The organism is Fuscovulum blasticum DSM 2131, from assembly GCF_003034965.1.
Lineage (GTDB): Bacteria > Pseudomonadota > Alphaproteobacteria > Rhodobacterales > Rhodobacteraceae > Pseudogemmobacter > Pseudogemmobacter blasticus.
Window position 1 is genome coordinate 353790 of sequence record NZ_PZKE01000001.1, and the last position, 13469, is coordinate 367258.

Sequence of the window (13469 nt, forward strand, 5' to 3'; positions counted from 1 at the left end):
GCCACCCTGCCGGAACGGGCCCATGCTGTTTGACTGGACGCTTGCCTTCGGAACACTGTTTGCTGCCGGTCTGATGGCCCTGGCGGCGGTTCTGATCGTGCAGGCCCTGTCGCGTCGGGGGCGGCAGGCGGTCAGCTCGATCTTTTCGCAGGCAACACCCGGCACGGTGCTGCTGTTCGATGGCGACCGGCTGGTTGATGCCACCCCTGCGGGGCGGGCCCTGGTGTCGGCGGGGCTGGCCGGCGGCAAGGCCTGGCTGCAGGCCATGGCCCGGCTAGAGCCGCTGTTTCCTGGCCTGTCCCAGCGGCTGGAAGGCCTGCCGCGCGAAGGCCGCGTTGTTCTTTGTTCGCGTCAGGACATCGAACCGCCGTTGGTTCTGCGCGCCGAAAGCCTGGGCGGGCTGACCCGGCTGACCCTTTCGGACAGTGACAGCGAACAGCGCAAGCCGGGCACCGAAGCCGCGGCCGAACTGGCCCTGCGCGACGAGGCCGAGACGATGCGGATCACGCTGACCCACGCCCCCCTGCTGATCTGGCATTGCACTGGCGATGGTCAGGTGACCTGGGCCAACGGGGCCTATATCCAATGCGCGGTGAACCGGCTGGAACCCGGCGAAGATCTGGGCTGGCCCTTGCCCGCGCTGTTTCCCACCACCGCTGAAGACACCTCAACCCGGCGCAGCCTGCGCCTTGGCCATGATGATTACTGGTTTGACCTGTGTTCTGTCCCGCTTGAGGGGCGGGTGCTGCATTACGCGCAACCGGCAGACCGCTTGGTCAGGGCCGAGGTATCGTTGCGCGACTTCCAGCAGACACTGACCAAGACCTTTGCCCAGCTTCCCATCGGCCTGGCCATTTTCGACCGTGGCCGGGTGCTGCAGATCTTCAACCCCGCCCTGATTGACCTGACAGGGTTGCCGATCGAGTTTCTGGTCGCGCGACCAACGCTTTCCATGCTGCTGGACGCCATGCGCGAACGCGCTGTTTTGCCCGAGCCGAAAGATTACCGAAGCTGGCGCAAACAGATTTTCGATCTTGAGGAAGCCGCCGCGTCGGGCCTGTTTCAGGAAACCTGGTCGTTGCCCGACGGGCGGACGATGCGGGTGACAGGGCGGCCGCATCCCAATGACGGGCTGGCTTTCCTGTTCGAGGACATATCGTCCGAGACGGCGCGCAGCCGTCGTGACCGTGCCGATGTCGCGATGGGTCGTGCGGTGGTGGATGGGCTGGATCAGCCGGTGGTGGTGTTTGCGGCCGATGGCGGGGTGATCCTGTCGAACCGCGCCGCGATGCAGTTGTGGGGCGACCCTCCGCCGGGACTGGGCCTTGAGATGCAGGAGCCCGACGCCCTGGCCAACTGGCGGCGCCTGACAGCGCCTACGCTGTTGTGGAACGACCTGGCTGATTACATCCGCACCCTTGGCACCCGCGATCCTTGGGATGGTGAAGTGCGGCTCAAGGACGGCCGGCTGGTCGAATGCCGGGTGATGCCGCTGCCGGAAGGGGCGACCATGGTCAGTTTCCGGGTGATGCCACCTGCCGCAGGCGATGCAGGCGCAGCGCAAGCCGTGATGGTTGCCTGACAGGTAACGACGATCCGGCGGCATATCGGCCTTGCGCCGGGCTTTCGTCTTGCGTTTGGCCCGGCTAGACTCGGCCCATGCCTGCCGATGCCCCGCCCGAATTTCACCTTCCCGATGAAGAGGCTTCCCGCCGCTTTGGCGCAACCCTGGGCCATGCCCTGCGCCCCGGCGATACGGTCTTGCTGGATGGCCCTGTCGGCGCCGGCAAATCGCACATCGCCCGCGCGGCAATCCGGGCGCTGTGTGGCGCGGCGACCGAGGTGCCGTCGCCCACCTTCACGCTGGTGCAAACTTATGACGGGCCAGAGTGCGAAATCTGGCACGCCGACCTTTATCGGCTGACCGGCGGGCATGAGGTTGATGAACTGGGCCTGACCGAGGCGATGGGGCGCGACATCGTGCTGGTGGAATGGCCCGACCGGCTGGGCTCACGCGCGCCCGGTAATGCGATGCGGCTGACCCTGACCGTTGAAGGCGACGGTCGGCGGGTGCGTCTTGCCCACGCGCCCGCGCAGATTCTGGCTGCGCTTGAACAGGGCCCAAATTCATGACCCGCAACCGCGAAGCCGCCAAGACACTATTCCTGCGGCAGGCCGGCTGGGACGCGGCGGTTCGGCGGCATCTGGCTGGCGATGCTTCGGCGCGGCGCTATGAACGGCTGGAACGGGGCGCGGATCGTGCCGTGCTGATGGACAGCCCGCCCGGCGCTGGCGACGATGTGCAGGATTTCCTGCGCATCGACGCGCATCTGACGGCCATCGGTCTTTCTGCGCCGAAGATTCTGGCCGCCGAACCCGCCCAGGGTTTCCTTTTGCTCGAAGATCTGGGCGACAACCTTTACACGGCGGCGGTGACGAAGGATCCGGCGCAGGAAGCCCCGCTCTATGCCGAGGCGGTTGAAGTGCTGCTTCACCTGCAACGGGCCGCGCCGCCAGCCCCGGTGCCTGATCTTTCCGCCGAAGACTGGGCGCGATCGGCGGGCTTCGTGCTTGATTTCTACGCGCGCGCCGCGACCGGGGCCGTGCCGGATGGCGACGACTTTCATGCCGCCCTGACCACGTTGTTGCAGACCCATGCCGACGGGCCGCGCATCCTGATCCTGCGGGACTATCATGCGGGAAACCTGCTTTGGCTGCCCGATCGGCGCGGGCTGGCGCGGGTGGGGCTGCTGGATTTTCAGCAGGCGCAGATGGGGCAACCGGCCTATGACCTTGTGTCTTTGTTGCAGGACGCGCGGCGCGATGTGGCGCCCGAGGTTGAAACTGAGGGCGTGGCGCGGATGGCGCGGGGGCTGGGGTTGACGGTGGCCGACCTGTCGCCGGCCTATGCCACGCTGGGGGCGCTGCGTGCGCTGCGAATTCTGGGCATCTTCGCGCGGCTCTGTCTGGTGGATGGCAAGCCCGGCTATCTGGACTTCGTGCCCCGGGTCTGGGGGCAGTTGCAACGCAACCTTTCGCACCCGGCACTGCACGGACTGCGCGACCTGTGCGGTGGTCTGTTGCCGCCCCCCACCCCTGAAACGCTGACCCGGATTCGTGCCCAATGCGCCCCTTCCCGCTGATGCTGTTCGCTGCGGGTTTCGGCACCCGTATGCGCGAACTGACCGCAACGCGGCCCAAGCCGTTGGTTCCCGTTCTGGGCGAAACGCTGCTGGACCGGGCGCTGAACCTGGCCGAAGACGCGGCTTGTGCGCCGGTGGTGGTGAACGTGCATTATCTGGGTGGCCAGATCATCGACCATCTGGCCGGGCGGCCGGGGGTACAGATCAGTGATGAACGTGCCGCCATTCTGGACACCGGCGGCGGCTTGCGTGCAGCGTTGCCGATGCTGGGGCCGGGGCCGGTGATGACACTGAACCCCGATGCCGTCTGGCGCGGGCCTAACCCGCTGTCGCTGCTGGCCAAGGCCTGGGAGGGCGACCGGATGGATGCGCTGCTTCTGGTCAAGGACCGGGCGCAGGTGCGCGGGCGCAGCGGCAAGGCCGATTTCCGGTTGGATGCGGAAGGCCGGATCACCCGCGCCGTGGATGAGACGGGCAGCCTGTATCTGGGTGCGCAGATTTTGCGAACAGATACGCTTTCAGCCATGACAGAGCCTGTTTTCTCGCTGAACCGCCTTTGGAACCGGATGATTGCCGAAGGGCGGGCCTATGCCTTGCCCTATGCCGGAGACTGGTGCGATGTGGGCAGCCCCGAAGGGCTGGCCGAAGCCGAGGCGATGCTGCGGGAGGGGGGCTGATGTTCGCAGGCCCCGGCCCGCATGTCTTTGGCCTGCCACCCGGCGCCGATTTCCCCGCACGGCTGGCCGAAGGTCTGTTGCAGCGGCTTGGGAGGCAGACGCCCGAGGCACTGGCTCGGGTTACGATTTTCCTGAACACCCAGCGGATGCGTCGGCGGTTGCGGGCCTGTCTGACCGCGAGCGGCGCGACGCTGCTGCCGCGACTGCGGTTGGTCACCGAACTGGGTGGCGATCCGCTGCTTTGCGGCCCTGAACCAGCGGTTTCCGGTCTGGGGCGGCGGCTGGAGCTTGTGGTGCTGATTGACCGGATGCTGCGGGCCGATCCGTCTTTGGCCCCGCGCGGGGCGCTGTTCGATCTGGCCGACAGTCTGGCCGCCCTGATGGACGAAATGCGCGCCGAAGGCGTGGACCCCGAGGCAGTGGCCGCGCTGGATGTTGAAGGCCACGCGGCGCATTGGGCGCGCAGCCAGCGGTTCCTGTCGCTGGTTGAGCGGTTCTTCGATGCCGATGCCCGCCCGGATGCCGAAGCGCGCCTGCGCGCCGCGACATTGCGGCTGATCGAGGGCTGGCAATCTCGGCCGCCGGCCGACCCGGTGATCGTTGCGGGTTCCACCGGATCGCGCGGCACAACCGCCCTGTTGATGCAGGCCGTGGTGCGGTTACCGCAGGGTGCGCTGGTCTTGCCGGGGCATGATTTCGACCTGCCCGAGCAGGTTTGGGACAGTATGGCTGATGCCATGGCGCACGAGGATCACCCGCAGTTCCGCCATCGCCGGCTGATGGCGCTGCTGAAGATCGCCCCCGGCGATGTGTCCGAATGGACCGCCGGCGCCGCGCCAGATCCGGCCCGGAACCGGCTTCTGTCGCTGTCGCTGAGGCCCGCCCCGGTTACCGACCAGTGGATCACAGAAGGCGGCGCTCTTCCGGGGCTGTCTGCCGCCACTGCCAGGTTGACCCTGCTTGAAGCACCCACCCCGCGAGCCGAGGCGATGGCCATCGCGCTGCGGCTGCGACAGGCGGTTGAAGAGGGGCAGAGCGTGGCGCTGATCAGCCCCGATCGCGATCTGACCCGCCGCGTCAGTGCCGCGCTGGATCGCTGGGGCGTGCTGCCCGACGACTCGGCCGGTCAACCCTTGCCGCATACGCCGCCCGGCCGGCTGTTGCGGCTGACGGCGCGCGCGATGGGGCGGCGGCTGACGGGGCCGGGCCTGCTGGCGCTGCTGAAACATCCGCTGGCCTTTGCGGGGGCGGATCGCGGGCCGCATCTTCTGCTGACCCGCGATCTGGAACTGGAGCTGCGCCGCCACGGCCCGGCTTTTCCCGACGCAGGTTTCCTCACAGCCTGGGCTGAGGCGCGGAAAGAGGTATTTGCACCTGACTGGGCACGCGTCATTTGTGGAGTGTTAGAGACACTTTTGACCTTGGATGAAGCCCCGCTTCCGGTGCTGATCGCCCGCCATCGCGCGGCGACCGAGGCACTGGCCCGCGGTGCCGACTGGGATGCGGCGGGTGATACGCCCTGGGACAAGGCCGCCGGGATCGAGGCCCTTCTGGCGGTGACCGAGTTTCAGGCCGAAGCCCCCGAAGGCTTTGTCCTGTCGCCGCTGGATTACCCCGCGCTGCTGGATGGCGTTCTGGCACGCCGCGCGGTGCGTGACGCGGTGCTGACGGATGAGCGTGTGCAGATCCTTGGCCCGCAAGAGGCGCGGATTCAGGGCGCAAATTTGGTGATCCTGGCCGGGCTGAACGAAGGTATCTGGCCGGGTCAGCCCAGCCCGGACCCGTGGCTGAACCGCAAGATGCGCGCCGAGGCAGGCCTTTTGCTGCCCGAGCGGCGGATCGGGCTGGCAGCGCATGATTACCAGATGGCCGCCGCCGCGCCGCAGGTGGTGCTGAGCCGCGCCCTGCGCGATGCCGAAGCCGAGACGGTTCCATCGCGCTGGCTGAACCGGCTGGTCAACCTGCTGGCCGGCCTGCCTGACGGTGGCGGCCCTACTGCGCTTGCAGATATGCGGGCGCGGGGGGCCGATCTGATGGCGCAGGCGGCGGCGGTGGAGCGGCCGCTTCCTTCCGCCCCTGCGGTGCGGCCCGCGCCGCGCCCGCCGGTTGCGCTGCGCCCGGCACGGTTGTCGCTGACTGAAATCGAGCGGCTGATCCGCGACCCCTATGCCATTTATGCCAAGCATTTGCTGAAACTGCACCCGCTGTCGCCGCTGCGGGCCGATGCCGACGCCCGCCTGCGTGGCGAAGTGGTGCATAGGGTGATGGAAACGCTGCTGAAGGCTGGCCCTCTGCCCGCCGATTCCGAAGCGGCGGTGGCGCGTCTGCTGGATGTGGCCGATACGGTGCTGGCGCAGGATGTGCCCTGGCCGGTGGCGCGGACGGTCTGGCGCGGGCGTCTGGCGCGGATCGCGCGGCCCTTTGTCGAGGCGCTGGCGCGTGAGGGTGGGACGCCGGTGCTGCTGGAAGAGAAACACACGGCCACCTTCGCCCACCCGCCTTTCACGCTGGTTGGCAAACCTGACCGGATTGACCTGTTGCCCGATGGCAGCCTGCGGATCGTCGATTACAAGACCGGCAAGCCGCCCGGCGAGAAAGAGCAGAGGTATTTTGCCAAGCAGTTGCTGCTGGCGGCGGTGATGGCGGATATGGGGGCCTTTCCGCAGGTGGCCGGTGCCGAGGTGCGCGAGATTGTCTATCAGGGCCTTGGGGCCGACCTGAAAGCGGAACGCACCGTGATGACGCCCGAGTTGATTGCCGCCACGCGAGATGAACTGCTGTTGCTGTTGCACGCCTGGGCCGAGCCGGGGCGAGGATATACCTCGCGCCGGGCGGTGTTCGAGGTGAAATGGCCGGGCGATTATGACGATCTGGCACGCCACGGTGAATGGGATGCGACCGATGCCCCGGTGCCCGAGGATGTGCCATGAACCGGCCGGTTCCTTCTGACGCTTCGCTTGCCCAGATCGCGGCTGCCAATCCGGATGACAACGTCTGGCTGGTGGCCAATGCCGGATCGGGCAAGACGCGGGTTCTGACCGACCGGGTGGCGCGGCTGTTGCTGCGCGGGGTTGATCCGCAGAACATTCTTTGCCTGACCTATACCAAGGCGGCGGCGGCCGAGATGCAGAACCGACTGTTCAAGCGGTTGGGCGAATGGGCGATGGCCCCGGAAGGGCCGTTGCGCGACAGTCTGGCCGACCTGGGCGAAGGCGACCTGCCGCCCGAACAGTTGCGTCTGGCGCGGCAGTTGTTTGCCCGTGCCATCGAAACCCCGGGTGGTATCCGCATCCAGACCATCCACAGCTTTGCCGGCAGCCTGCTGCGGCGCTTCCCGCTGGAGGCGGGCGTATCGCCGGGCTTTCAGGAGATTGACGACCGCAGCGCCGCCCAACTGCGGGCGGATGTGCTGGACGTCATGGCCGAAGGGCCGGATTCCGCCTTGTTAGAGACGGTTCTTGAAGATTCCGGCGAAGACCTTGATGCACTGGCGCGGGCGGTCATCGGTCGAAAGACGGCTTTTGAGGGCCGGTTGGACGAGGCGGCGCTGCGCGCATCCTTTGGTCTGCCTAAAGGTCTGGACAGGGCTGCCTTGCTGGCGCAGGTGTTTCTGGGCAGCGAAGCGGCGCTGCTGGCGGCGATCCTGCCGGCGCTGAAAAGCGGCACGGTGACCGACGCGAAAGCCGCGGGTGTGGTCGAAACCCTGCCGCCACTGCCCTCGCTTGCAGCCTTGCGGGTTCTGGAAGGGCTGCTGCTGACCGGCAGCGGTGCCAAGGCACCTTATTCGGCCAAGATAGGGTCTTTCCCGACCAAGAAGACGGCCGAAGCCATTGTTGCCCACAGGGCCGCGCTGGAAAATCTGATGGCGCGGGTCGAATCTGCCCGGCCCTTGCGCATGGCGCTTGAGGCGGCCGAGGCGGCCGTGCGGCTGCATCGTTTTGCCCGGGCCTTCCTGCGCCGGTATGAGGCTGCGAAATCCGCCCGGGGCTGGCTGGATTTCGACGATCTGATCCTGCGCGCGACCGATCTGCTGACTGACCCTCTGGTCGCGCCCTGGGTATTGTTCCGACTGGATGGCAACCTTGACCACGTTCTGGTGGACGAGGCGCAGGATACCAGCCCCGGCCAGTGGCGCATCATCGAGGCGCTGACGCAGGAATTCACTGCCGGCGAAGGCGCGCGGCGGGTGCCCCGGTCGCTGTTCGTGGTGGGCGACAAGAAACAGTCGATCTACTCGTTCCAGGGCGCCGATGTGGCGGCCTTTGACGACGTGAAGGGCAAGTTTTCGGGCCGGTTCAACGCCGCCAAGGCACCGTTGCAGCAGTTGCCCCTGCAACATTCGTTCCGCTCGTCCCGCGCGATCCTGGATCTGGTGGATCGCTGTTTTGACGGCCCCGCCTCTGAACCGCTGGGCGGCGCGTTCCGGCATCTGGCCTTTCACGAAGATTTGCCGGGCCGGGTGGACATCTGGCCCGCGGAACCCCCGCCCGAAAAGCCCGAGGAAGGCGCCTGGTACGAACCCGTTGACCTGATGGCCGAGAACAATGCCACGGTTGTTCTGGCCCGCAGGATTGCCGGGCAGATTGCCAAGATGATCGAAACCGGGGTTCAAATCCCGGATGACCCGAAAACCGGCACCTTCCGCCCGGTGCAGGCAGGGGATTTCCTGATCCTTGTGCAACGCCGCAAGGAGGTGTTCGCCGAAATCATCCGCGCCTGCAAGGCGGCCAACCTGCCGATCGCCGGGGCAGACCGCCTGATCCTGACCGACGATCTGGCGGTGCGGGACATCCTGTCGCTGCTGGCCTTTCTGAACACGCCCGAGGACGATCTGGCACTGGCAACTGCGCTGCGGTCGCCGCTGTTCGGCTGGTCGGAAAAGCGGCTGTTCCGGCTTGCACAGAGCCGCAAAGGCTATCTCTGGGAAGCATTGCGCAATGACCCTGCCGAGGTTGAAACCGTCGCCGTCCTGCATGACCTGCGCAACCGGGCCGAGTTCCTGCGGCCCTATGAGCTGATCGACCGGGTGCTGACACGACACGGGCGTCGGCCAATGATCCTGGGCCGGATGGGTGCCGAGGCCGCCGAGGCGCTGGATGAGTTGCAGGCGCAGGCTCTGGCCTATGAACGCAGCGAGGTGCCGTCGCTGACAGGGTTCCTGGCCTGGATGCAGGCGGGCGAGGTTGAGGTGAAGCGCCGGCCAGAGGCAGAAGGCGGGCTGATCCGGGTGATGACGGTACACGGGGCCAAGGGTCTTGAGGCGCCGATTGTCATCCTGCCCGATACCGCCGACCGCCGGCTGGACGACCGCGATGCGATCCTGCCGGTGGCGGACGGCGTGCCGGTCTGGGCCGGGCGCAAGGAGGATAACCCCGCCGTGGTGGCTGCGGCCAAGGCCGAACGCAGCGCCGCCCGCAAGGCCGAGAACCTGCGGCTGCTGTATGTGGCGCTGACACGGGCGAAAAGCTGGCTGATCGTGGCGGCGGCGGGCGAATGTGGCCCCGAATCGTGGTATGGAATGGTCGAACGGGGCGCCGCGACCCTGCCGCTTCAGCCCCTGGCCGAAGGCGTGCGGCGGTTGCAGGTGGGGCACTGGCCCACGGATGCCCCCGCGCCTGTGCGGGCCAAGCCAGAGATTGCCGCACCTGATTGGGCGCTGGTTGCAGCGTCACCGCCCCCTGCGCCGTTGGCCGAGGTTTCGCCTTCGGCGCTGGGCGGTGAGAAGGTGGTGGCGGGCGAACCGCTGGATGCCCCGGGCTATGATCCGGTGTTGCGGGGCAGTCTACTGCACCTGCTGCTTGAGCATCTGCCAGGCCTGCCGCAGGCCGACTGGGCGGCGCTGGCAGAACAGATTGGCGCGCTTGATGTTCTGGACGAGGCGAAGGCGATCCTGTCGGAACAGTCTCTGACATGGCTGTTTCAGCCCGGAACGCTGGCCGAGGTGGCGGTTTCCGCCCCGTGGAACGGGGCGGTTCTGGCGGGCAGCATCGACCGGCTGGTGGTGACGCCCGATGTGGTGACCGCCATCGACTACAAGTCGAACCGGCGGATTCCGACCCGCCCCGAAGAGGTGCCCGAAGCCTATTTGCGGCAGTTGGGGGCCTATGCCCACGCGCTGCACGCCATCTACCCCGACCGCCGGATCGAAACCGCGATCCTGTGGACGCGCGGGCCGGTGCTGATGCCGCTCTCTCTCGATATCGTGAGGGCTGCGCTGGGCCGGGCCGCTATGCCTTGACGATTCCCGGCCCGGTCCATACCTTCGATAACCGACAAATCCCCTCAGGAGAACCGCCATGGGCGCTGCCACCGTCGCCGTCACCGATGCCACCTTTGATGCCGAAGTCCGCAAGTCGGACGTGCCGGTGGTGGTGGATTTCTGGGCCGAATGGTGCGGCCCCTGCCGGCAGATCGGCCCTGCGCTGGAAGAACTGGCGGCGGAATATGCCGGCAAGGTCAAGATCGTGAAGGTGAACGTGGACGAGAACCCGGAAAGCCCGGCGGTTCTGGGTGTGCGGGGCATCCCGTCGCTGTTCCTGTTCAAGGACGGTCAGGTCGTGTCGAACAAGGTTGGCGCCGCCCCCAAGGCCGCGCTGGACAACTGGATCAAGTCGGCGATCTGATTTTCGCCTGCGTCAAGAGCAAGGGGCGGTCTGGAAGGGCCGCCCTTTTGTTTTGCGCCTGCCGCCGCCATATTGGGCAGCGAAACGACGGAGAGACAGATGGCCGACGACAAGTTTCCCGGCTGGCATGGAACCACGATCCTGGCAGTGCGCCGGGGCGGTGAGGTGGTGGTGGCCGGTGACGGGCAGGTAAGCCTGGGCCAGACCGTCATCAAGGGCACGGCGCGCAAGGTGCGGCGGTTGTCGCCCGGCGGCAAGGATGTGGTCTGCGGCTTTGCCGGCAGCACGGCGGATGCCTTCACCCTGCTGGAGCGGCTGGAGAAGAAGCTGGAGGCCGCGCCGGGCCAGTTGGCGCGGGCCTGTGTCGATCTGGCCAAGGACTGGCGCATGGACAAGTACCTGCGCAACCTTGAGGCCATGCTGATCGTTACCGATGGCACGGCGCTGTTCGTGATCACCGGCGCGGGCGATGTGCTGGAGCCGGAACATGACATCGCCGCCATCGGATCGGGCGGCAACTTCGCGCTGGCCGCGGCGCGCGGGCTGATGGAAACCGATCTGCCCGCCGAGGCCGTGGCGCGCAAGGCCATGGCGATTGCTGCCGACATCTGTGTCTATACCAACGGCAATCTGACGGTCGAGCGGATCACCGCATGACAGGACTGCGCTTGTCAGGCGTCCGGGATCACGGCATCGGCGGCGGCAAGCGCCTGTCCGATCTGTGCAATCGGAACCGACAGGGCCCGGTCGCCTTCCCGTCTGGCGCCCTTGACGGCCCCGGCAAGGGTATCAAGCACCTCGGCTCTCAGGGCCCGGGGAAGATGCACCTCCAGCCCCATACGCTGTTCATTCGACAGTCGCAGCAGCCGAAGGTGCTGTTCCTCGGGGCGGCCGTGCAGGAAAAGCCGCAGGAACTTGCGGTCATGGCGCAGGTCCGCGACCATGCCCCGTGGCAGCGCGGCCCGCAGATCGGCAAAGACCGTCAGCCAATAGGTGCGCGCGTCGGCGGCCTTCAGCACTTCGGCGGCTTCGGCTGGATGGGCCTCGGCAAGCGTCAGCGGGCCGGCGTAAGGCTGGCCCCCGCAGGCGACCCAGGTTGCCTGATGCGTGGCCCAGTCCGGGAAAAGCTGCATGAGCGGGGTCGCGTTCCAGAACTTGTGCGGCCCGATGGCATGAACCAGAAGCGCATCTTCGACCCCGCCTGTCATGACCGGGTGGTTGAACCGCATCGGCCAGGCAGTGACGGGCAGATGCAGGCTGGCGGCGGCCAGATACCAGGGCATTTCGGCAATCTGCGACGGGGGGGCCTGTTCCACCAGGTGCGCCGCCATCCTGTGAATCAGCCCGACCGAACCGCCCCGATCCAGGAACCTGCGCGACACGCCGATCACCCCGCCGTTCAGCAAGGGAACAGCGGGATCAAGGTCAAGGTGACGGAACACCGACAGCACCTTCTCGCGCCGCGCGAAGGCGCCTTCGGGCAAGGGGCGCCAGGCCAGACAGTCGAAATCCCACAGCGGCGCCAGCGGCCCGCGCACCAGAATGTCGGCGTCCAGCCAGATGACGCGCTCGTACTCGTCCAGCAGGGCGGGCAGTTCCAGCTTGGTCAGCACAAGCGGGCTGAAATGGGCCAGATAGGGCGCAACCCGCGCGTCATCGACCGTGACCCCCAGCCGTTTCGCCACATCAGCTGCGGTGAAGGGCAAAAACCGGCAGCGTGGCCACAGCCGCAGGAAGGCGGCCTGCTGATCTTCGGGCAGCCCGTCGTGATAGATCACCACGGTTGCATCGAAGGCCGGATCGCGCGCCAGGATCGACGCCAGAAGCGCCCCCGCAGCGAAGGCGTAATTCGTGGTGAACCCCAAAACGATTGCTCTGGCAGACATCACCCGACCCCCATGCCGGGCGTCATGTGGTCAGCCGTCCCTTCCCCTGTCAAGGAAAACCCATGACTCCCGAAGACCTTCGCGCCGCCGTTGCCGCGGGCATTGTCACCGAGGCGCAGGCCGCCTCGATCACTGCGCTGGCGGACAGCCGGTCGGGCCGCCGCGCCGCCATGCAGGCCGAGGATGAGCCGTTCGAGTTCTTCCGCGGCTTCTCCGAGATCTTCATCTCGATCGGTCTGGTGATCCTGCTGACCGGCGTTTCCCTGATGCTGACATGGTTCGGCGGTTTCGGCCTGCTGGTGGCGGTGCCGCTGATCACGGCAGCGATTGCCTGGTGGTGGGCGGGCTATTTCACCCTGCGCCGGCGAATGACGCTGCCGTCGATGGTTCTGGCCAGCGCGTTCGGGGCCGGGCTGATGATCTTTATCGTCACCTTGCTGGGCCAGAGCGGCCTGGATGAACGGATGGTCGGGGTGCTGGCTTTTGCCCTGTCGGCTGCGGGTATGCTGCTGTGGTATCGCCGGTTCAAGCTGCCCTTCGCGGCGTTCCTGACCGGGCTTCTGGTGCTGGGCATGATCTATGCGATCACGGCATCAACCGCGAACCTGATCGCGCTGGCGTCTGGCGGCAATGGCTGGGACCGGCTGTTCGACCTGACGGAAAGCCCCGCCTTCGCCACCGCGACGCTGCTGTTCGGCATCGGGGCCTTTCTGGTGGGCATGTGGTTCGACACCCGCGATCCGCACCGTCTGGGCCGGCACGCGGCAACCGCCTTCTGGTGCCATCTGCTGGCCGCACCCGCGCTGGTGAACACGGTTGCGGTCACGCTGCTGAACAGCGGTGGCGGCACCGGAATCGCGCTTCTGTCGCTGGCTCTGGTGGTGATCACCATGCTGGCGCTGGTGATCGACCGTCGGTCTTTCCTGACGGCGGCGATTGCCTATATCGCGCTGGTCATCAGTTGGGTGGCCGGTGACAGCGGTGATTTCGGAACCTGGATCTTCGTTCTGATCGTGCTGGGGTCGCTGATCACCGCCATAGGCACCTGGTGGGTGCAACTGCGGGCCTTCGTGATGAAGGCGCTGCCAGACTTTCCCGGCAAGCACCGCCTGCCGCCCTATTCACGGTCCGAATAGGGGT

Annotated in this window: 10 protein-coding genes; 9 read left to right on the top strand and 1 reads right to left on the bottom strand. The window is 66.9% G+C overall.

Annotation, left to right across the window (positions count from 1 at the left end):
• Window positions 1-22: 22 nt before the first annotated feature.
• The 8 genes from C5F44_RS01710 (at window position 23) to hslV (ending at window position 11100) form a co-directional block, all read left to right on the top strand.
• Entirely contained in the window at window positions 23-1582 is a 1560-nt protein-coding gene (locus tag C5F44_RS01710; RefSeq protein ID WP_107671752.1) for a PAS-domain containing protein, read from the top strand.
• A 77-nt stretch (window positions 1583-1659) separates the two neighbouring features.
• Window positions 1660-2133 (top strand): tRNA (adenosine(37)-N6)-threonylcarbamoyltransferase complex ATPase subunit type 1 TsaE, encoded by a 474-nt coding sequence (gene tsaE / locus C5F44_RS01715; RefSeq protein WP_107671753.1) that lies wholly within the window; start codon window positions 1660-1662, stop codon window positions 2131-2133.
• The gene (locus C5F44_RS01720) at window positions 2130-3143 is read left to right on the top strand and encodes an aminoglycoside phosphotransferase family protein (RefSeq protein ID WP_107671754.1); all 1014 of its coding nucleotides are present in this window, start codon (window positions 2130-2132) and stop codon (window positions 3141-3143) included. Before tsaE ends, C5F44_RS01720 begins: the two co-directional genes overlap by 4 nt.
• Window positions 3143-3820, top strand: coding sequence for a nucleotidyltransferase family protein (locus tag C5F44_RS01725; protein WP_235822476.1), 678 nt, complete (start codon window positions 3143-3145; stop codon window positions 3818-3820). The genes C5F44_RS01720 and C5F44_RS01725 overlap by 1 nt, the downstream gene beginning before the upstream one ends.
• Window positions 3820-6750, top strand: a complete 2931-nt coding sequence (gene addB / locus C5F44_RS01730; RefSeq protein ID WP_107671756.1) for a double-strand break repair protein AddB — start codon at window positions 3820-3822, stop codon at window positions 6748-6750. The genes C5F44_RS01725 and addB overlap by 1 nt, the downstream gene beginning before the upstream one ends.
• Complete coding sequence (gene addA, locus C5F44_RS01735) at window positions 6747-10058, top strand: double-strand break repair helicase AddA (RefSeq protein WP_107671757.1); 3312 nt, start codon at window positions 6747-6749, stop codon at window positions 10056-10058. Before addB ends, addA begins: the two co-directional genes overlap by 4 nt.
• Before the next feature lie 58 nt (window positions 10059-10116).
• The gene (trxA, locus tag C5F44_RS01740) at window positions 10117-10443 is read left to right on the top strand and encodes a thioredoxin (protein ID WP_107671758.1); all 327 of its coding nucleotides are present in this window, start codon (window positions 10117-10119) and stop codon (window positions 10441-10443) included.
• A gap of 99 nt (window positions 10444-10542) precedes the next feature.
• Window positions 10543-11100: an ATP-dependent protease subunit HslV gene (gene hslV / locus C5F44_RS01745; protein ID WP_107671759.1), complete on the top strand. Its 558-nt coding sequence runs from the start codon at window positions 10543-10545 to the stop codon at window positions 11098-11100.
• A gap of 14 nt (window positions 11101-11114) precedes the next feature.
• Here the strand turns inward: hslV and C5F44_RS01750 are convergent, their stop codons facing one another.
• A complete protein-coding gene (locus C5F44_RS01750; RefSeq protein WP_107671760.1) occupies window positions 11115-12329 on the bottom strand; it encodes a glycosyltransferase in 1215 nt (404 codons plus the stop codon).
• Between the two features lie 62 nt (window positions 12330-12391).
• Here C5F44_RS01750 and C5F44_RS01755 point away from each other — a divergent pair, with 62 nt between their 5' ends.
• On the top strand, window positions 12392-13465 hold the full coding sequence (locus tag C5F44_RS01755; protein ID WP_107671761.1) for a hypothetical protein: 1074 nt from the start codon (window positions 12392-12394) through the stop codon (window positions 13463-13465).
• Window positions 13466-13469: the final 4 nt, after the last annotated feature.